This window comes from Streptomyces sp. NPDC048516, from assembly GCF_043199875.1.
Taxonomy (GTDB): Bacteria; Actinomycetota; Actinomycetes; order Streptomycetales; family Streptomycetaceae; genus Streptomyces.
In genome coordinates, this window is the sequence record NZ_JBICWS010000001.1 from 49,109 (window position 1) to 68,574 (window position 19,466).

Here is a 19,466-nt window from a genome sequence, read left to right on the forward strand (position 1 = left end):
GAGCGAACGAGGTGAAGCACGGATGATCCGCAGACGGGTGGTGGTCTCCGGAGACGTGCAGGGGGTGTTCTTCCGCGACACCTGCCGGCGTCTGGCCGACGAGCACGGAGCGGCCGGCTGGGTACGCAATCTCTCCGACGGGACGGTGGAGGCCGTGTTCGAGGGGGAGCCCGAGCACGTAAGGAAACTGGTGGCCTGGGCGCACGAGGGTCCCCCCATGGCGACCGTCAACACCGTGTCGGTCCATGAGGAAGAGCCGCAGGGACTCACGGGCTTCGAGGTCCGGCCGACGCCCGGCGGGTTCCAGGGAGGGTGACCACACCCCCCTGGCCGCCCCTTCAGCCCATGAGCGACGCCGCGTCCCAGCCGTGCGCTCGGCCGGTGCGGCTCCCCGGCGGGCGTCGGCGCAGTCGGCCGGTACAAGGGCGATTCCGGTGGCGCCGTCCAGCGATCCGGGGATGGGGCGGTCCGCGAAGACGGTGACGGCGTGGGTGCGGGCGGCAGAACCTTGGGTGGTGTGGCCGAAGGGAGTTCGCTCGTCGAATGCCGCGATGAGCTCCCGGGCGAGGGCGTCCGCGGCCGCCCACAACGCGGGGAGGGCCGCCGGGCCCGCCGGGCGTCGCGGGTGCGGGAGGTGCTGCGGCCGGTGGGCCCGGCGAAGACGGGAAAGAAGGACTCCGCGGCATGGGAGCCCTCGGGCCCCCGGGAACCACTGCCTCCCGGCTGCGCCCGCGAACTGCTCCACCACCGTCAGGCCGGGCGAGCGTCGCACCTCGTCGCGGAAGGCCATGAGGTGCGGCGGGTCGTCGAGGTCGGCCGCGACGCGGTGGTCCGCCTTGGCGGAAATCAGAGGAAGTCGACCTCGGAGGTGAGCCGCACTCCGGTACGGCGCAGGACCTCCTGGAACACGATGTCGATGGCCCGGGTGAAAGCGGCGGCACTCGCCCCCTCCTCGGCGACCAGGGTGTAGTGCAGGGAGGAAATCCGTACGCCGGTGACGATCGGCCGGCGCAGCTCGAATCCGGCCTGCCGGATGAGCCAGCTCGCGCTGACCCGTATCGAGCCGTCGGGGAAACGGTTCACCGGTGCACGGCGCGCCCGCAGGTCGTCGGCCTGGGCGGGGGAGATCTCGGGGCTGAGGAACACGCTCCCGACCGAGCGGTCGTCGGTGCCACTGCACCCCAGCACCATGCCCTTGCTCTTGCGGACGGTGAGCACCGCCCGGGCCACCTCGTCGAGCGGCACCCTGCTCCCGACCGGCACATCGAGTGCGGCGGCGACCGTCCGGTAGGTGACCGGCGCGCTCAGCTCGGAGCGGCGCAGCGCGAACACCAGGCTCAGCACGGTCCAGCGGCGGGAGCGTTTGAAGACGCTGGTGCGGTGACCCAGGCCGCAGGCCGCGGCATCCATGGTCACCTTGCGGCGCAACGTCCAGTCCCATGCCGTCACTTCCACCAGGGTGTCGGCGGTCTCCTGACCGTACGCGCCGACATTCTGGACGGGGGTGGCGCCGGCGGTCCCGGGGATGCCCACCAGCATCTCCATGCCGGTCAGGCCCTCGGCGACGGTGGCGTCGACCAGATCCGCGAGCGGATGACCGGCCTGGACCTCGACCAGCACCCGCCCGTCGGCGGTGCTCCCGGCCATGCGTACGCCCTTGGTGTTCATCCGCAGCACGGCGCTGTCGCATCCGGCGTCGCCGACCAGGACGTTGCTTCCTTCGCCCAGGCAGACGGCCTCGCCGGGGAAGGTGCCGGCCAGCGCCACGAACTCGGGGAAGTCCGCGGGGTCGTACAGCTCGATGAGGGCCGCCGCCGGTCCGCCGATGCCCAGCGTGGTCAGCGGCGCGAGCGGCGCCTCGTGAGTGACTCGCATCTGTTCCTGTTTCTCCTGCTGCCGTTCCGGGTCCGGAGGCCCGCCACGGGTGAGGAACCGGCCCGGCCGGCCGGGGTGATCGGCGGGACGCTGTCCATGGTGATCACAACGGAGCCGGACCGGTACCGCACCGATGCGCCGAACATTGGCCGGAATGAGGGGCGGAGCGGTGTGCGGCGAGCCGGGAAAGGCAGGGGATAGGGCGAAAGGCCGCCAGAGGCCCCGGCGGCCGGCCGCTCCCGCACGAGCACGGCATCGGCCGTTCCCGCTCCCGCTCCCGTTCCCGCTCCCGCACGGCATCGGCCGGTCGTGCGGGAGCAGCCGGCACCGTGGAGCGCCGGTTCGGTGTGGCGTTACGAGACGATGTCCCGCAGGGGCTTGCCCTCCAGGTGGCCGAGGACATTCTGAACGGCGGCCAGCGCGATGCGGACCAGCGTCTCGCGGGTGACCCCCGCGACGTGCGGGGAGAGCACCACGTTCGGGGCCTTGAGCAGACGCAGGGCCGCCGTGGGCGGTTCGGGGTCGAAGACGTCGATACCGGCGCCGGCGAGGGTGCCGGCTGCCAGGGCATCCGCGAGAGCGTCCTGGTCGATCAGGGCGCCGCGGGCGGTATTGATCACAAAGGCGGTGGGCTTGAGGAGCGCCAGGCGCGCCGCGTCGAGCAGATGGCGGGTCCGCTCGGTGAGCGGGGCGTGCAGGGAGATGTAGTCGGAGGTGCGCAGCAGTTCGTCGAGACCGATATGACGGGCGCCGCCGAGGCGGGCCGCGGTCTCCGGGGCGACCGGCTTCGGCCCGGTGTAGACGATGTCCATGTCGAACGCGAGGGCGCGGCGGGCGACTTCCTCGCCGATGTGGCCGAGGCCGATGATGCCCAGAGTCTTGCCGGACAGTTCGGTGATGGACTGCTGCAGGCGCGGCAGCGCCCAGTCGGCCTCGGTGAGCGCCGTATGGGCCGGGACCAACTGCTTGGCCAGGGCGAGCATCAGGGCGAAGGTCTGCTCGGCGACGTTCTGCTTCTCCGCGCCGCTGGAGCCGATGTTGCAGACCGGGATCCCTCGTGCGCGGGCCGCCTCCAGGTCGACGTAGTCGAAGCCGTGGCTGGCGCACTGGACGAGCTCCAGGTCAGGCGCCGCGGCGAGGTGTCCGGCGGTGACCGGGCCCAGGCCGGTGATCAGGAGATGGGCCTCGCGCAGGGCCGCCGGGTCCTCGTCCGTCGTCTCGACGATGGTGACCCGGGCCTGCTGGGGGAAGAGACCGGCCAGCGCGGCTCCGGCGGCGCGGCCGCCGACATGCGGCGAGATGACCGCGAGGACGTTGCGCACGGGGTGCGGCGGTGCGGTGGAGGACGACTCCGGCGAGGTGGTCATGCGGATTCCTTGATGAGGTCGTCGGCGGTCAGCGTGGCCGGGCGGGAGTGCCCGGACAGGGCGAGGGTCAGGTCGAGTTCGGCGAGCAGACAGCGGATGACATGCTCGACGCCCGCCTGTCCGTCGAGGCCGAGCCCATAGGCGTACGGGCGCCCCACCAGCACCGACTTCGCACCCAGGGCCAGCGCCTTGAAGATGTCGTCACCCGTGCGGATGCCGCTGTCGAAGAGCACGGTGAGCCGGTCGGCAGCCGCCTCCACGACGCGGGGCAGCGCATCGGCGGCGGCGACGGAGCCCGCCACCTGGCGGCCGCCGTGGTTGGAGACGACCACACCGTCCATCCCCGCCTCGGCGGCCTGCAGGGCGTCCCGGGGGTGCAGGATGCCCTTGAGCACGATCGGGCCGTCCCAGTTCTCCCGCAGGAACGCCAGGTCCGGCCAGGTCTTGGCGGGGTCGGCGAACATCCCCAGGAAGTGCATCACGGCCGCGTTCGGGTCCTCGTGCACCGGCTTGGCGAGCCCCGCGCGAAACGCGGGATCGGTGAAGTAGTTGGCGGTGCCCACACCGTGCAGAAACGGCAGGTACGCCTGGTCGAGATCGCGCGGCCGCCAGGCGAGGAGCGGGGTGTCGAGGGTGACGAACAGGGCGGTGTACCCGGCCGCTTTCGCCCGGTGCAGAAAGCTCCTGGTGACCTCGCGGTCCTTGGCCCAGTAGAGCTGGAACCACCGTTCCCCGTCGCCCATCGCCTCGGCGACCTCTTCCATGGGGGTGCTGGAGGCGGAGGACAGGATGTACGGCACACCCTGGGCCGCGGCGGCGCGGGCGGCACCGGGCTCGGCGTCGGGATGCATGATCGACAGCACGCCCACCGGCGCCAGCGCGAGGGGCGCGGGCAGCGCCCGCCCCCACACCTCCACGGACAGATCGCGTTCGTGCACCTCGCGCAGCATCCGCGGGACGATCCGGTGACGGTGCAGCGCCGCCCGGTTGGCGTCGGCGGTGCTGCCGGTGCCCGCGCTGCCTGCCACATAGCCGACCGGGCCGGGACCCAGACGCCGCTCGGCAAGCTCCTCCAGCCGCGTCAGATCGGTCGGCAGCCGCGGTACGGCGCCTGTCATGCCGTGGAGATAGATCTCGTACTGGAAGTCCGCCCAGTGCTTCGCCATCCGTACGTCCCGCCTCTCGTCGCTGAGACTGCGTGCTCACCCGAGATCCTGGCGACAGTGACAACATCCGTCCACCGCGGTGCGCACAACACGCGGGTGGAATCATCACCCTGTGATGAAGGAACGGGAGCGCATCAGGCAGTGGCTGATCGCCGACCCCAGGGTGGTCGCGACGATCGTCACCGCCGTGCGCGAGCAGGTCCCGGCCTATGCCGTCCTCGATGACGGCCGCCTCCACGAGGTACGGGCCATCGCCGCCTGGGCGCTGGACCGGTTGCTCCACCTTTGGGCCACCGACGGCGCCCTCACCCCCGCAGACCTCCGCCGGTTCCGCGGGATCGCGGCGGCGCGGGCCGCGGACGGCCGCCCGGTGCAGGCGGTCCTGAGGGCCTACCGGGTCGCGGCGACGGTGCTGACGGACGAGATCGCGGCCGCGACGCCCCCGCCGGGCGCCCCGGACGCCTTCGCCCTCGCCCGGATGGCGCTGACCACCCTGGACACCCTCTCCGAGGAGATGGCCACCGCCTACACCGCCACCAGCGAAGACCTCACCGCGGACCGCGACCGGGCGCTGCGGCTGCTCCTCGACGACCTGATCGCGGGACGGCACGCCTCCATCGGCGCGCTGACCGACCGCGCCGCCCGGCTGGGCAGACAACTCCCGGACCCCTACTGCCTGTTGGTGGCGGAGCCGGCCGATGCGGACGGGGCGGGCGTGACGCAGGAGACGGCCGCCGGGCTGCTGTCCTCGCTCGGCGGCCACAGCGGCGGCCTCACCCCGCTGGTGACGGTCCGGGGCTCGCGCGGCGTCCTGCTGCTGCCCGCCGCGGCCGGTGCGTCCGCGCCCCGGGCCCTGGGGGAAAGGGGTCTGCGGGGCTGTGCCGTCTCGGAGGAGAGCCTGGACCGGATCGCCGTCGCCTACCGTCTCGCGGCCGACGCGCTGGACACGGCACCCGCGCACGCCCACCACCCCGAGCGGGTCCTGACGGACGGCGATGCCCAGGTGCTGGCGCTCCTCGGCGGACGCCCCGCCACCACTCCCGAGCAGATCAGCCGGCTGATCCTCGGGCCTCTCCTCCAGCCCGGCCGGCGGCACCTCATGGACGCGCTCACCACCTACCTCGACACGGGCTCCGCGAACGCCGCCGCCCGAAGGCTCGGCCTGCACCCCCAGTCGCTGCGTTACCGGCTGCGCAGGATCGGCGACCTCACCACGCGGGACCCGCGCCACCCCTGGCAGCGGCTCACCCTGGACATCGCCAGGACGATCGCGCACTGAGGGGCCCGCCGCGGCGGGCTCCGCCTTGGGACGCACGGCAGTCCCGGTCCGTAGGGCAGCCCCGGTCCGTAGGGCAGTCCCGTGAAGTGACGGCTCAGCCGTCCTTGTCGGCCTTCAGCTTCCGCCACACCGTGCTCAGCGCTTCGAGGTCGTCCTGGTCGAGGAGATCGGTGAACACCGGGGCAAGACAGGAGCGGCGGGTGGCGTCGGCCTCTTCGAAGAGCCGGCGGCCCTCCGGGGTGAGGGAAACCTCGACGGAGCGTGCGTCATGGGCGGAGGGGGTGCGGGTGACCAGCCCGCGGCTCCGGAGGGCGTCCACGACACGGGAGACCTGGCTGCGGCTGAGCATGGTGCTGTTGCCGAGCACGGAGGCCGGGACCGGGTCCGGGCTGGAGGCGAGCCAGAGCATCACCTCGAACCAGGAGACCGGTAGATCGTGGGCCTTGACCAGGGCGCGGTCCACGCGTTCGGTCAGGACGGTGCCGGCCCAGACCAGCCCGTAGAAGGCATGGTCGGCCACCGGCATCTCGGCCTGGGTGAGCTTCCTTTTCGCCATGCCGCACAGGCTACCGGTTGCGTGTGCGCACACATAATGTCTATGGTGTGTGTACACGCACTTAAGTTGCTCCGTCGCAACGGGGTCGAAAGGTTCGCCATGTCTTCCAAGGTTGTTCTGATCACCGGCACGTCCTCCGGCATCGGCCTGGCCGCCGCTGTTGCCGCGGCGCAGGCCGGCTGGCGGGTCGTGGCCACGCTGCGCGACACCAGCCGCGCCGATGCCCTGCGCAAGACGGCCACGGAGGCGGGGGTGGAGGTCGAGGTGCGGCAGCTCGACGTCACCGACGAGGCGTCCGTCGCCGCCGCGGTCGACGGGGTGATCGCCGATCACGGCCGTCTGGACGCCGTGATCAACAACGCGGGCGCCGGACACCTCGGCACGCTGGAGAACGAGTCCGTCGCCGAGGTGCGCACGGTGATGGAGGTCAACTTCTTCGGCGTGCTTCATGTCTCGAAGGCGGCGCTGCCTCATCTGCGCGCCTCCGGAGGCCGTCTGATCACCGTCACCAGTGTCGGCGGGGTCATCGGCCAGCCCTTCAACGAGGCCTACTGCGCTGCCAAGTTCGCCGTCGAGGGCTACATGGAGAGCCTGGCGCCGGTGGCCGCCAAGGCCGGGGTGACGGTCTCCGTCGTGGAGCCCGGCGCGGTGGCGACCGAATTCGTCAACAACATCGGGGTCGACCTGCAGGGTGAGGTCGCCGCCGCGGGCCCCTACGCGGACGCGCTCCAGGCCTACCTGGACCGCACCGTCGCGCAGTTCGCCGGCAGTGCGCAGACCCCGGCCGAGGCCGCCGGGGCCGTACTGGAAGCGCTCACCGCGGACCGGCCCGCGTTCCGTATCCAGACGTCGGACTGGGCGCGCGGCTTCACCGGCACCAAGCTCGCCGACCTGGACGGCTCGGCGGTGCTGGGCCTCACCGGCAGCTGGGTGGGCTGAGCCGGCGCGAGCGCTTCCTGAAGGATCGTGGCCCGGGGTCTCTCGCTGAAGAGGTCCCGGGCGTAAAAAATTAGGCTAAAGAAATTCCCAGGGATTCTCCATTTCGGTTGTGGCATTCGGTTGTTGAGCGGAAAGGTGCGGCGTGCGCCTCTCCCGGACGGCGCGGGCGCACCGCTGATTGGTCTTGACCACTCACCGCCGCCCGAGGGCACCCCGGAAAGACTGCGTGCGGCATCTATTTCTCTCTCCGCTCGCGTCCCGGTGTGTGCGGTGAAAGGGAGTGTCCGCGTTCACGCCGGGGTTCACGTGGGGATCACTTCACCGTTCGCGTGCGCGTCGAAGGCCGGTCCGTTCGGCCAACTCCAGCTGGATGTCGCCTGGTTGACGCGTCGGACGGCGGGGAGACATCCGGCGTCCGCCCGTGTCCACGCGGCCGAAGCGGCGGGGTCGGAACCGGAGCGTTACGGCGTGTTCCGGAATGAATTGACCGTTTCGGTACTGTCCGGAATGCCCGCCGCGTGACGGGGGTTCAGAGAGTCAAATCACAGCACCCTTCCATATCGTTATTGCTGCGATTCTTGACGGTAGGGCCGGAGATGACGTTCACTTCAGCCGTTCATGGGTCGGTCAGGCGGCCCCTTTGGAGGTACCGGGAATGAATGCAATAATGCGGCGTGCCCTCACCGGCGCGATGGCGCTTTCGCTCGCAGCGCCGTTGACGGCGTGCGGGAGCGACCATCAGGACACCGGTGCCGGCAAGGACTCCATTGGGCTGCTCCTTCCGGAGAGCAAAGCGGCCCGGTACGAGAAGTTCGACCGCCGCATCATTTCGTCGCGCGTCGCGTCCCTCTGCCTCGAATGCAAGGTCGACTACCACAATGCCGAGCAGCAGGTCGATGCCCAGAAGAGGCAGTTCGACGGCCTGGTGAAGAAGGGCGTCAAGGTCATCATTCTGGACCCGGTCGACGCCGCGGCGGCCAAGAGCTGGGTGGACTCGGCCGCCAAGAAGGGCGTCAAGGTCATCGCGTACGACCGGCTCGCCGAGGGTGATGTCGCGGCGTATGTCTCCTACGACAACGAGAAGATCGGCCGGCTCCAGGGGCAGGGGATTCTCGCCGCCCTCGGTTCCCAGGCGGCAGCGTCCGACGTCGTCATGATGAACGGCTCGCCGACCGACCCGAATGCGCCGTCCTACAAGAAGGGCGCCCATGCCGTCCTCGACGGCAAGGTCCGTAAGATCGTCTACGAGAAGGACATCCCCGGCTGGTCCGCGACAACGGCCAAGAAGGAGATGGGCGACTTCATCGACGCCCATGGCGCGGAGGGCTTTGACGCGGTCTACTCGGCCAATGACGGTATGGCGGGCGGTATCGCCGCGGCGCTCAAGTCGGACGGTATCAAGAATGTGCCGGTCGGAGGCCAGGACGCCGAACTCCCCGCGCTGCAGCGGCTGGTAGCCGGCACCCAGGCCTTCACCATTTACAAGGAAGTCAGGCCGGAGGCCGAGACCGCCGCCGAAATCGCCTTCCGCCTGCTGCGGGGCAAGAGCATCAAGTCCCTCACCTCGGCCACCGCCGACAACAAGAGCAAGTCCGGTATCCCCGCCCAGCTGTTCAAGGCACAGATGGTCACCCGGAAGAATATGAAGGACACCGTCGTACGCGACGGCGCCGTCCGCATCGACCTGCTCTGCGCCGACGGACTCGCCGCCGAATGCAAGTCCCTCGACCTGGAGTGACCATCCCCGGTCAGGGGGAAGAGCGGACCGGCTGCCCGAGCCAGTCGTAGGCGAGCCGCGCCGAGAATTCCCCCTGACCGCCCTGGAACATCAGCCCGGCGCTCGCGAACGCCGGATCGTCGGCGGCGGCGGGCACATACGGGACGGCGATGCACCGCATGCCCGCCCGGTGTGCCGCGAGCGCACCGGGCGCCGCGTCCTCCAGCACCACGCAGGAGGCGGGATCGACGCCCAGCCGGCGCGCCGCTTCCAGGAACACATCCGGCTCGGGCTTGCCGTGGGCCACCTCCTCGGCTGACACCACGGTGGTCAGCAGCGCATCGAGCCCGGTGCCGGCCAGCACCGCCTCGATCGCGGCCCGGGACGAGCCGGACGCCACGGCCATCGGATGGCCGGCCGCCGACAGCCGCTCCACCAACGCGCGCATCTCGGGGAAGACCTCGGTGTGCGCCCGTGCCAGCTCCAGATAGGTACGGTTCTTGCCGGCCAGCAGCTCGTCGAGCGGCGCGTCGATGCCGAACTCCCGGCTGAGGATCTGCAGGGTCTCGCGGGTGCCGATGCCGATGAAGCGGGTGTGCTGTTCCCAGCTGAAGTCCGGCACGCCGTACCCGGCCAGCAGCCGGCGCCCCGCCTCGTAGTAGTTCGGCTCGCTGTCCACCAGCGTGCCGTCGAGATCGAAGATCACCGGAGCGGGTGGGACAGGCGTGACCGGGGAGGCGGCGGAGGTGCTCATACCCACCAGCATGCCAAGCGGCCGGCTCAACGCGATCCGGCGGCGCCCACCGCCTCGACCAACGGCAGCATGCGATGCGGCACCCGCTCGCGCAGCGCCACCTCCGTCCGGGTGCGGACCACCCCCGGCAGGCTGATCAGCTGCTGGATCACGTCCTCCAGATGCTCCGCGTCCCGCGCCACCACCCGGGTGAGCAGGTCCCCGCCGCCGGTCGTCGAGAACGCCTCGACGATCTGCGGGACCTCCGCCAGCGCGTCGGCCACCTCCTCCAGATGGCCCTGGGTGACCTCGATGTGAACGAAGGCGAGAACGGGATGACCGAGCGCGGCGGGGGACAGCCGGGGACTGTAGGCGGTGATCACACCATCGCGTTCGAGGCGGTCGAGGCGCGCCTGTACGGTGCCCCGGGCGACCCCGAGGAGACGTGCGTACTCCCGCACACTGGTGCGCGGCTGCTCCAGCAGCAGCCGAAGGATCTTGGCGTCGAGAGCATCCACGGACATGGTGCAACGGCCTCCTCACGAGGTCGGCGGGCTTCCTGGGGAGTCGTGACTGTACCCAGGGCCCCGGTGAAGGCAGTGCCGGGTGAGCCATCTGCGCTCCCCATCGGCGTGCTTCCTTCGCGGCCGCGTACTACGCGTGGGGCCCGACGGCGACCTTCCCGATCGTCAGTTCCGCGGTTCCCTCCACCACGTACGCCAGCCGCTCCACCTGCACGTCGAGTTCCGCGCGCTGCGCGGCCGTCAGGGCGGTGCCCGGCTCGACGGTGACGGCCAGCCGGCGGCCGGACCGGCGCTGGTGCCAGACACCGCTCACCACGCCGTCGACCAGCAGGACCGGATAGTTGCCCGCCTGCCCGCTGGGGGTCAGCGCCCGCTGGGCCATTGCTCCCGGGTAGAGCCGGTCACGGGGCCGGCCGGCCACCACGTAAGCGTCGAAATACGGCAACAGTCTTACCCCGCACGGCGGTTCCCCGGGCATGTCGGTGTCGCCCGCGTTCACCCAGGCCGCCGTGCCCTCCAGCTCGACCCGCTGGAGCGCGCCGCCCAGGGAGCCGAACAGCTCGGTGGCCCAGCGCGGTGAGACATTGAGCCACCGCGCGAAGTGCTGCGGTGTGGCCGGGCCGTAGGCGTGCAGGTACCGCTCCACGAGCCGGGCCAGCGCCGTCGTGCCGGCCATGGGGCGGCCACCGGTCAGATGCCGCGGGTGGGTGTACGTCACCTTGCGGCCGCGGTTCGGGCCGAAGCACAGCTGCCCGCGGTGCGAGGCGAGGGTGATGGCCTGCCGCCAGCGCGGCCACTTCCCCTGGAAGGCCGGCATGACCAGGTCACCGGCCCAGGGGCCGGTGGCGTCCATGACGGCCTCACTGAGCTCGTCGACGGTCAGTTCGGTGTCCCGCAGGGCCGCGCCGATGGCCGCGATGACCTCTTCCGTCTGGTCGGGCGTCATCCGGACGTCCGGGGGGAACGGACTGGCCGGGGGCGGCAGCGCGGTCAGGGCGCCCACCCACATCGGCAGGTCGGCGGCCGGCAGCAGATGGACGGTGCCCCGCGGCCCGTACATCTTGATCAGCGCGGCTTCCTCCCACAGCGCCTTGCGCACCACGCTGCGGGTGATGCCCTCGCCCCGCATGCCGACGGACAGTTCGGCGGCGCTCAGCACCTGGGCGTGGGCACCGCACAGGGCGCCGACGATCCCCGCGGCGTCCAGGTGCGGTGCAGGCGCGGCCAGGGCGCTGCGCTCCAGACGCCGGGCGGAGACGGCGGGCCACCGCAGGGGCACGGCCTCGCGCGTGGTGTCGCTCATCGCTGATCACTTCCTGTTCCTCGGCGCCGTCCCGGCCGCAGACGGACGGGTGAACCTCACTACGAGCTGGTGAACCTCATTACGGACTGGTGAACCTCACTATGGAGATCTCGTGCCGGGCGCGTCCGGCGATCGCAGGAAGCGGACCGCTTCTTCCCTGTGGCCCTGTGGCCCTGTGTCCCCGCGTCGCGGCACGACGGCACGACGGCACGACGGCACGACGGCACGACGGCACGACGGCACGACGGCGCCACGGTCCCCGGGGCGCGGTCCGACCCACGGACCGGTCTCGCCCCGGTCCCGCCCATTGGCCCCCTCTTGGCCCGGCGCGAGGGCACCCAGCTATACCAATGGCACAGTCTTTCCGGCCCCTGTTGAGCAATATGCCGAAGAAGTGTTGTGATGGCCCCGTCGATGGCGCTGCGGATTCCGCGGCGCCTTTTTCATGCCGGATTTCATGCCGGAACGGCGAAGGGCGGAAAGCTGTGCTGAAGAGGATGTTCGTGGCTCCGGATCCGGGGTGGCTGCGGCTGCGCGGCGCCGCCCGGTCCGTCCTCGGCATCGGCCTGGCGGTCACCGTGTGCGGTCTCGCCGGGCACTCGCTCGTCGCGGCCATCACCGGCGGCCTCGCCGCGCTGCTCGCCCTCTTCACGGTCACCGACACGACGGTCCGCGCGCAGCTGGTCACCACCGGCTTGCTGCCCGCGGTCGGCTTCCCGGTGCTCGCCGTCGCGGCGGTGCTCCACGACCATCCGGTCGCACGGGGCGTGGTCTTCGCCGCGGTGGTGGGTGCGGGGGTCTACGCCCGCCGCTGGGGACCGCGTGGCCACGCGCTGGGGGTCTTCGCGTTCATGACCTTCTTCGCCGCGCAGTTCCTGCACACGGGGCCGGGCCAGCTGCCCGAGCTGTATGCCGCGGTCGCCCTCGCCCTGGCCGCCTCCTCGCTCGTCCGCTTCGGAGTGTGGTGCTACGAGCGCGGGCTGCCCCCGGCCGTCCTGCCCGCCCCGCCGGTCGGCGGGGGGCTCGCCCGGACGACCACCCGCCAGGCGATCCAGGCCACCGCCGGCAGCGCGTTCGCCCTCCTCGCGGGCCAGCTGCTCTCCGAGCAGCGCTGGTACTGGGCCGTGGGCGCCACGTGGTGGATCTTCGTGAACACCACCTCGCGTGGCGAGACGCTGGTGCGCGGCTTCCGCCGGACCCTCGGCACGGTGATCGGCATCGTCCTCGGTCTGCTCGTCGCCGTCCCGCTGCACGGCGCCGTCGTCCCCACGGCGGTCCTGGTCGCGGTGAGCGTGTTCGGGATCTTCTACACCGCCGCCGTCTCGTATACCTGGATGATGCTCGCGGTGACCTTGATGGCCACGTTGCTGTACGGGCTGCTGGGGGTGCTGGACCCCGGTCTGCTCACGCTGCGTCTCGCCGAGACCGGTGTGGGGGCGCTCGGCGCGGCGCTGGCGGTGGTCTTCGTGCTGCCCGTCACCACCCATGCCACCACCGACGCCTGGATCGAGCGCGCCCTGCGCTGTGTGCACCACTGCACCGCCGAGGCCGCCGCCCGCCTCGCGGGCTCCGCGACCGCCGACCCCGCCCCGCACGTCGCCGAGCTGGGGCCGCTGCTGAGCAGGGTGCGCCTGTCGCTCTCCCCGCTGGTGCACCCGCTGAGCCCGCTGCGGGCCCGCAAGGCGCGGGCACGTCAGGTGCTGGCGCTGCTCGACGACTGCGCCCGTGAGGTGCGCGGGCTGGCCTCCATCGCCGCCGACCCGGAGGCCTCCCACGATGCCCGGCTCACCGCCTCGTGCCAGCGTGTGGAGGCCGCCGTCGAGGCGCTGACCACACCGCGCGGGGCACGCGATGCGGGAGCCGCCGCCGTCGTCGTGGCGCACCCTCCCGCCGCGGAACCCGCGCTGGCCCATCTCCACGGCCTGGAGCGGGCGCTGGCCGAACTCTCCGCGCCGCTGCGCAGCTCACCGCGCGCCCCACTGGTCGACGCCTGACCACGGTCCGTCCATGCGGACGCGGGGGGCGTGCGCCCTTCTCGGCATCGCCTCCGGAGCGCTCCGTGACGCACGTAGGGGCCTGCGGGCTCACGACGGCGCGCGCCCGTGGGCGGGAACCGGCCATCGCCACCGCGGTCCCGCCCGCGGCTGTTAGCGTCGCCGGGGCATCTTGACGGGTACCTCGCCGGGACACCTTGACGGGTACCTCGCCGGGACACCTTGACGGGGCACCTCCACGGGCATCCCGACGGGCGGGCGGACGAAGGGCGGACCAGTGACGCAGGGCGGACGAGCGGGGGCGGGTGACCACGGGCGACGCGCGTACATCGGATCGTTCACCGCGGCCGGCGGCCTCGGCATCACCACGGCGGCCGTCCACCCGGGAACCGGCGCACTCACCCCGCTGCACTCCACCGACGCCCTCCCCAACCCCTCCTACCTGGCCCCGAGCCCCGACGGCAGGTTCCTCTACGCGGTCAGCGAGACGCCGGACGGCACCGCAGCCGCCTTCGCTCTCACGCCCCAGGGGCCCCGACTGCTCGCGCCTGCCGTCCCCGTGGACGGCGCCGACCCCACCCACCTCACCCTGGCCGACGGCCACCTCGTCACCGCCAACTACAGCTCCGGCAGCGTCAGTACGCTCCCCGTACGGGCCGACGGCACGCTCACCGGCCCCGCCACCGTGCTCGCCCACCGGGGCAGCGGCCCGCGGGCCGACCGCCAAGAGGGCCCGCACGCCCACGCCGTCCTGCCCGACCCCGGCGGCCGCTGGCTGCTCAGCGTCGACCTGGGCACCGACTCGGTCCGCAGCTGCACCCTGGCCCCGGCCGACGGCACGCTGTCGGTGCACGCCGAGACCCGGCTGCGGCCCGGCAGCGGCCCGCGCCACCTCGCCTTCCACCCGAACGGTGACCGCGCCTACGTCCTCAACGAACTCGATCCGACGGTCACGGTCTGCCGATGGGATGCCGGTACCGGTGCGCTGACGCCGCTGGGGGAGACCCGCCTCCTCCCGGACGGGGACGACGACGCCGACACCTTCCCCTCCGAACTGGTCGTCTCCCTCGACGGCCGGTTCGCCTGGGCCGCCAACCGGGGCCACGACAGCCTCGCCGTCCTCTCCCTCGACGGCGACACCGCCACCCTCGTCACCACCGTCCCCTGCGGCGGCCACTGGCCTCGGGACCTGGCGCTGCACCCCGGCGGCCGGCACCTTTACGCCGCCAATGAGCGCTCCGGTGACATCACCTGGTTCACCGTCGACCCGGTGACCGGCATCCCGGCCCGGGGCGGATCCGCCGCGGCGCCGGCCGCCTCCTGCGTGGTCTTCAGCTGAGCCGCCCGAGCGGCTGTCTCACCCCTGCGGTAGCCGTCTCACTCCTGCGTAGCCGTCTCACCCCTGCGGAAAGCGCCCGCCGAAGTACACCTGGGTCTCGGCGAGCCGGCCGTCCCGCACCGTCATCACCTCGACGTTGCGATGCCGCTCGCCCGTCTGCAGCTCGTACTCGTAGCGGACGAAGACCTGCTCGCCGTCGAGGGGGCCACGGCATCGAGAATCTCCTGCGAGCGCAGCCGGTCCGCCGTGGGAAAGCAGACGTCGAGGAATGCGGCCTTGCCGATGTGGTCGTCCTGCGGGCTGGTGAAGACGAAATCCTCGGCGAGCAGCCGGTCCATGGCGGCACGGTCCTGGGTGAGATAGGCCCCGAAGGCGGCGCGGACGAGGTCGACGTTCGACATGAACTTCCTTCCGTGGACGGCCCGCTCACGCCACGAGGGGCGAGCAGCCGGCGAATGGCCTCCGCAGGACGGTAGACCTCGCGGTGCCTCCGGACTCATCGGTCGGCGCGTCAGGCGTACGGCAAGCCCCCTGGGCGGGCATCTGGCGGACGTACGCCCCTGGGCCCGCCTGCGACTCGGCCACCGGCTTCCCGGGCCTCCTGGCGGGCAACTGCGCCGCTCGGAGCGGAATCGGACGTATCGCCTCCGCCCGGACACGGCAGCCGGGCAGCGCGACCCGGCAGCGCGACCGGGCAATGCGGCCGAACGCGACGAAGGGCCGCCCCGCGCGGTGCGCGAAGACGGCCCTTCCGGGAGCGGCGTCCGCTCCGGGGAGAGTCCTAGCGGACCGGTGCCCCCTGTGCCTGCGTCGGCAGGGTGATGCCCACCGCCGCCGCATAGTTCGACAGCGCCAGGCGGCCGACCGTGCCGTAGGCGCCCAGCGCCTCGGCCGATGCGCAGCCCGCCTCCGCCGCGGCCGCCCCCAGAAGGCCGTCGGTGATCTCCGGGCCGATCAGGTACGGGGCCAGTGCCAGCTGCTGCGAACCGGACTCGCGCAGCTGCTCGGCCGTACGGGAGATGGCGCCCTCCTCGTCCAGGGCGGCGGCCAGGACCGGCACCGCGAGCCGTGCGGAGAGCAGCATGCCGGTGATCCCGGCGGCCTGCACGGCCTCCTCGCCGCCGACGGTGGCGAGGATGATGCCGTCCGCCGCCGTGGCGACGGTGAACAGCCGGGCGCGGTCCGCACGGGCCAGACCGGCCTCGGAGAGCCGGACGTGCAGCGCCTCGGCCAGCAGCGGGTGCGGGCCGAGCACGTCGGTCAGCTCGGCACCGGAGCCGCTGTTCATCATGGCCTGGCGTATCCGGCGCAGCAGGGCGCTGTCCGGTCCGGCCAGCAGCGGCACCACCACGGCGGCGGGGCCGGGGTCGGGCTGCCCGTCGGCGCTCACCCGGGCCTTGTGCTCGTTGGCGGCCTGCGCCAGCACGGCCTCCAGGGACGGGAACTCGTCGTCGCCGCCGTCGACATAGCCGATCCGGGCGTCGAGGCCCGGGAGCTCGGAGCGGGCGATGCTGGAGACCTCTTCCGCCAGGCTGCGCGAGGCGGAAGAGGGGGTGCCGGGCACGGCCAGCACCAGCGCGGGCGCGCCCTCGGGCGCGGCCAGCGGTTCCGGCTTGCGGTGGCGGCCGGACTGCCGTCGCGGCATTCGTACAGGCAGGCCGGGTGCCGCTCCCGGGCTCGGGGGTGCGGCGTCAAAATCGGGCGAGCCAGGTGCGGGCCCAGTGGGGGAACTCATGGCGCCGCATGCTAACGGTTCGGACCACCCCTGCGCGGAGGGAGGGTTCGGTGGAGAGGTATCCGTCCCGATTTATCCCGCGCGTCACGCCCGCTATCCCGGCGCAGGCCGTGTGATCTGCAACAACTGCGCATCGACGGGCAGTGTCAGACGGTCCGCGGCCAGTGCCGCGGCGATGGCCAGCGCCCCGTCGAGCGGACTGCCGCCCGCGGCCGCCGGACGTGCGTGGGGCAGCCGCTCGGCCAGCGCCCCGCGCAGCGGAGCCAGCAGCGGTTCGCCCAGGCCGAACAGCCCGCCGGTGCGGCCCACCGCGATCCCGTCCCCCGGTGGGCAGACCGCGGCGGCGGCATCGGCGATATGGCCCGCCGCGGCGTGCATGATGCCGCGGGCCACGGCGTCGTCCTCGGCTGCGCAGTGGGCTACCTCGGGGGCGAACGAGGCCAGTACGGCAGGCCGGTCGGGGCGCGGGTAGAGCATGCCGGGCAACCCGGAGACCGGCCCGAACACCGATTCCGCCCGCGCCAAAAGGGCGGCCGAGCCGCCCGTCCGTCCGTCGTACGCCCGCATCGCGGCCTCCAGCCCGGCGCGGCCGATCCAGGCGCCGCCGCCGCAGTCGCCCAGCAGGTGGCCCCAGCCGTCCGCCCGGCGCCAGCCGCCCTCCGCGGTCAGATCCGTGCCCAGGGCGATCATGCCGGTGCCCGCCGCGACGACGGCACCGGGCCGCTGGCCCAGCGCGCCGGCGTACGCGGTCACGGCGTCCGCGGCAAGGGCGAGGTGGTGCACCCCGAACGCGGTGGCCAGCGCGCCCGGCAGCCGGGCGCGCAGATCCTCGCCGAGAGTCGCCATACCGGCCGCTCCCACGCACACCGCGGCAAACCCGTGCGCGCCCGTCTCCTGCCTCAACTCCTCTGCGGCGGGCAGAAGTTGGGACAGCAGGTGCTCCGCATCGATCCCGGCGGGGCCGGTGCGCACCGGCTCGTCGCAGGCGCGAGAGGCCAGCGGCCTGGCATCGAGGTCATCGGCGCGGGCGACGGCGACCCGCAGCCCCGATCCGCCCGAGTCGATCCCGAGCACCCCGGGGAAAGGGCCGGACCCGAGGGCGCCCGGGGTGCGGCCCGCGGGCTCACCCAAAGCCGCGGGCGTCCTGCTTGAGGGCGGTGTCGACGGTCAGGGCCGTGGCGACGACCAGGCTCAGCAGCGGGTCGGGCAGCTGGTGGTGGATCTGCAGGACGTAGTTGTCCGCCGTCGTGAACATCGTCTTGGCGAGGCCTTCCCAGGTCTTGGTGATCCGGGCGACCTCGGTGTCGGCGTGGTCCACGATGGCGAAGTTCCAGGCGCGCCAGTTCTCGGCCTTGATGGCGCCGATCTGCTGGCCGTTGACCATCATCGCGAAGTTGATCTTCCCGATGGCGTTCTGCTGCACGATCTCGCCGACCGGTGAGCCGTCCGGACGCTGCACGATCACTTTGGACTTGAGGATCTTCGCGGGGCGGGTCAGGATCAGCTGCGGCTGGCCGTAGGCGTCCCGGATCTCCAGCTTGTGGGTCATGTACTGATCGAGGCTGGAGACGACGCGGAGCACCTTCTTCGCCGTGCTCTGGCCGACCTGGACGACCGCACCGATCGTGTTGCCGTGCTGGTCGAAGACGCTGTACTCGTTGCTGACCTCGATCAGCTTGGCCTTCTGGTTGACCACCAGCACCGGCTCGCTGAACAGGCTTCCGCCGCCCGGTCCGCCGGGTGCGACCCCGGCCTGCTGTTGCACCTGCTGCTGCACGGCGCCCGGGTGCCCGCCCGGCATCGGCTGCTGTCCGTACGGCTGCTGCATCGGCTGGTGCATCGGTTGCTGCATCGGCTGGCCGGGGGTCTGCCGGCCGGGCGCCTGCTGGGGGTAGCCGTTCCCCTGCTGACCGTACGGCGCGCCGCCGTGCTGCTGACCCGGGTACGGGGCCTGGCCCGGCGCCTGCTGCGGCATCTGCTGCTGCGGGGCTGCCTGCTGCTGGGGAGCCTGTTGCGGTGCGGCCTGCGCAGGGGCCGGCTGTGGTGCCTGGCCCCGGTCGGGAGCCGCGGGCTGTTGTCCCGGGTGGGTGTGCTCGGACCACTGGGACCCGTCCCACCAGCGAAGTTGGTGGGGGGTGCCCTGCGGATCGGCATACCAGCCCGCAGGGATGTTCGCATTCGTCATGCCAGGCACACTATCGCCCGGTGTCAGGGCAGCCTCCAGTCGACGGGCTGTGCGCCCTGCCGCACCAGGAGGTCGTTGACCCGGCTGAAGGGCCGTGAGCCGAAGAAGCCGCGGTCGGCGGACATGGGGGAGGGATGCGCGGACTCGACGGCCGGCAGATCGCCCAGCAGCGGCCGGAGATTGCGCGCATCGCGCCCCCACAGCACCGACACCAGCGGACGTCCGCGCGCCACCAGTGCGCGGATGGCCTGCTCGGTCACTTCCTCCCAGCCCTTGCCGCGGTGCGCGGCCGGCTTACGGGGCGCAGTCGTCAGTGCTCTGTTCAGCAGGAGCACGCCCTGCTGCGTCCACGGGGTCAGATCGCCGTTCGACGGGCGGGGCAGCCCGAGGTCGGAGTGCAGCTCGCGGAAGATGTTCTCCAGGCTGCCGGGCAGCGGACGAACCTCCGGCGCCACGGAGAAACTGAGCCCGACCGCATGCCCCGGTGTGGGGTAGGGGTCCTGTCCGACGATGAGTACCCGCACTTCGTCGAAGGGCTGTTGGAAAGCGCGCAGCACATTGTTCCCGGCCGGCAGATAGCTACGCCCCGCGGCGATCTCGGCCCGCAGGAAGTCGCCCATCGCGGCGATCCGTCCGGCAACGGGCTCAAGTGCCTTGGCCCAGCCCGGTTCGACAATGTCTTGGAGAGGTCGTGCAGCCACGGGCTCACCCTACTGGCCCTGGCCCGCTCCCGATCAACCGATGGCCAATACCC

Annotated in this window: 18 protein-coding genes; 6 read left to right on the forward strand and 12 right to left on the reverse strand. The window is 72.1% G+C overall.

Features of this window, described 5'->3' with window-relative positions; all coding sequences use genetic code 11:
* The first annotated feature begins 22 nt into the window (after positions 1-22).
* Entirely contained in the window at positions 23-316 is a 294-nt protein-coding gene (locus ACGFR7_RS00245) for an acylphosphatase (RefSeq protein WP_393311309.1), read from the forward strand.
* Between the two features lie 530 nt (positions 317-846).
* Here the strand turns inward: ACGFR7_RS00245 and ACGFR7_RS00250 are convergent.
* The 3 genes from ACGFR7_RS00250 to ACGFR7_RS00260 are packed head-to-tail and all read right to left on the reverse strand — an operon-like array spanning position 847 to position 4,408.
* Entirely contained in the window at positions 847-2,175 is a 1,329-nt protein-coding gene (locus ACGFR7_RS00250; RefSeq protein ID WP_393311311.1) for a UDP-N-acetylmuramate dehydrogenase, read from the reverse strand.
* A 53-nt stretch (positions 2,176-2,228) separates the two neighbouring features.
* Complete coding sequence (locus ACGFR7_RS00255; protein WP_393311313.1) at positions 2,229-3,242, reverse strand: 2-hydroxyacid dehydrogenase; 1,014 nt, start codon at positions 3,240-3,242, stop codon at positions 2,229-2,231.
* Complete coding sequence (locus ACGFR7_RS00260) at positions 3,239-4,408, reverse strand: lactate 2-monooxygenase (protein ID WP_393311315.1); 1,170 nt, start codon at positions 4,406-4,408, stop codon at positions 3,239-3,241. Before ACGFR7_RS00260 ends, ACGFR7_RS00255 begins: the two co-directional genes overlap by 4 nt.
* Before the next feature lie 115 nt (positions 4,409-4,523).
* On the opposite strand from ACGFR7_RS00260, the gene ACGFR7_RS00265 reads away from it, so the two are divergent.
* Positions 4,524-5,687 carry a PucR family transcriptional regulator gene (locus ACGFR7_RS00265; protein WP_393312602.1) on the forward strand — a complete coding sequence of 388 codons (1,164 nt, stop codon included), beginning with the start codon at positions 4,524-4,526 and terminating at the stop codon, positions 5,685-5,687.
* Between the two features lie 94 nt (positions 5,688-5,781).
* On the opposite strand, the gene ACGFR7_RS00270 is transcribed toward ACGFR7_RS00265, so the two are convergent.
* A complete protein-coding gene (locus ACGFR7_RS00270) occupies positions 5,782-6,243 on the reverse strand; it encodes a MarR family winged helix-turn-helix transcriptional regulator (protein WP_393311317.1) in 462 nt (153 codons plus the stop codon).
* A gap of 99 nt (positions 6,244-6,342) precedes the next feature.
* On the opposite strand from ACGFR7_RS00270, the gene ACGFR7_RS00275 reads away from it, so the two are divergent.
* Positions 6,343-7,182 (forward strand): SDR family oxidoreductase, encoded by an 840-nt coding sequence (locus ACGFR7_RS00275; RefSeq protein ID WP_393311319.1) that lies wholly within the window; start codon positions 6,343-6,345, stop codon positions 7,180-7,182.
* 655 nt (positions 7,183-7,837) lie between these two features.
* A complete protein-coding gene (locus ACGFR7_RS00280; RefSeq protein ID WP_393311321.1) occupies positions 7,838-8,920 on the forward strand; it encodes a sugar ABC transporter substrate-binding protein in 1,083 nt (360 codons plus the stop codon).
* 10 nt (positions 8,921-8,930) lie between these two features.
* On the opposite strand, the gene ACGFR7_RS00285 is transcribed toward ACGFR7_RS00280, so the two are convergent.
* The 3 genes from ACGFR7_RS00285 to ACGFR7_RS00295 form a co-directional block, all read right to left on the reverse strand.
* Positions 8,931-9,653 carry an HAD family hydrolase gene (locus ACGFR7_RS00285; RefSeq protein ID WP_393311323.1) on the reverse strand — a complete coding sequence of 241 codons (723 nt, stop codon included), beginning with the start codon at positions 9,651-9,653 and terminating at the stop codon, positions 8,931-8,933.
* Between the two features lie 26 nt (positions 9,654-9,679).
* Complete coding sequence (locus ACGFR7_RS00290) at positions 9,680-10,156, reverse strand: Lrp/AsnC family transcriptional regulator (RefSeq protein WP_393311325.1); 477 nt, start codon at positions 10,154-10,156, stop codon at positions 9,680-9,682.
* A 130-nt stretch (positions 10,157-10,286) separates the two neighbouring features.
* Positions 10,287-11,459, reverse strand: coding sequence for a winged helix DNA-binding domain-containing protein (locus ACGFR7_RS00295; RefSeq protein WP_393311327.1), 1,173 nt, complete (start codon positions 11,457-11,459; stop codon positions 10,287-10,289).
* Positions 11,460-11,944: 485 nt separating this feature from the next.
* Between ACGFR7_RS00295 and ACGFR7_RS00300 the strand changes: the two genes are divergently transcribed.
* Together ACGFR7_RS00300 and ACGFR7_RS00305 are read left to right on the forward strand one after the other, a co-directional pair.
* Positions 11,945-13,453 (forward strand): FUSC family protein, encoded by a 1,509-nt coding sequence (locus ACGFR7_RS00300; RefSeq protein ID WP_393311329.1) that lies wholly within the window; start codon positions 11,945-11,947, stop codon positions 13,451-13,453.
* Between the two features lie 277 nt (positions 13,454-13,730).
* A complete protein-coding gene (locus ACGFR7_RS00305) occupies positions 13,731-14,792 on the forward strand; it encodes a lactonase family protein (protein WP_393311331.1) in 1,062 nt (353 codons plus the stop codon).
* A 125-nt stretch (positions 14,793-14,917) separates the two neighbouring features.
* Here ACGFR7_RS00305 and ACGFR7_RS00310 read toward each other — a convergent pair whose 3' ends face one another.
* From ACGFR7_RS00310 to ACGFR7_RS00330, 5 genes are all read right to left on the reverse strand, one after another.
* Positions 14,918-15,193, reverse strand: a complete 276-nt coding sequence (locus tag ACGFR7_RS00310) for a DUF4440 domain-containing protein (RefSeq protein ID WP_393311333.1) — start codon at positions 15,191-15,193, stop codon at positions 14,918-14,920.
* 380 nt (positions 15,194-15,573) lie between these two features.
* The gene (locus ACGFR7_RS00315) at positions 15,574-16,527 is read right to left on the reverse strand and encodes a sirohydrochlorin chelatase (RefSeq protein ID WP_393311335.1); all 954 of its coding nucleotides are present in this window, start codon (positions 16,525-16,527) and stop codon (positions 15,574-15,576) included.
* A gap of 93 nt (positions 16,528-16,620) precedes the next feature.
* On the reverse strand, positions 16,621-17,658 hold the full coding sequence (locus ACGFR7_RS00320) for an N-acetylglucosamine kinase (RefSeq protein ID WP_393311337.1): 1,038 nt from the start codon (positions 17,656-17,658) through the stop codon (positions 16,621-16,623).
* Entirely contained in the window at positions 17,651-18,712 is a 1,062-nt protein-coding gene (locus ACGFR7_RS00325) for a phospholipid scramblase-related protein (protein WP_393311339.1), read from the reverse strand. The genes ACGFR7_RS00320 and ACGFR7_RS00325 overlap by 8 nt, the downstream gene beginning before the upstream one ends.
* Positions 18,713-18,735: 23 nt before the next feature.
* The gene (locus ACGFR7_RS00330; protein ID WP_393311341.1) at positions 18,736-19,413 is read right to left on the reverse strand and encodes a uracil-DNA glycosylase; all 678 of its coding nucleotides are present in this window, start codon (positions 19,411-19,413) and stop codon (positions 18,736-18,738) included.
* Positions 19,414-19,466 lie beyond the last annotated feature (53 nt).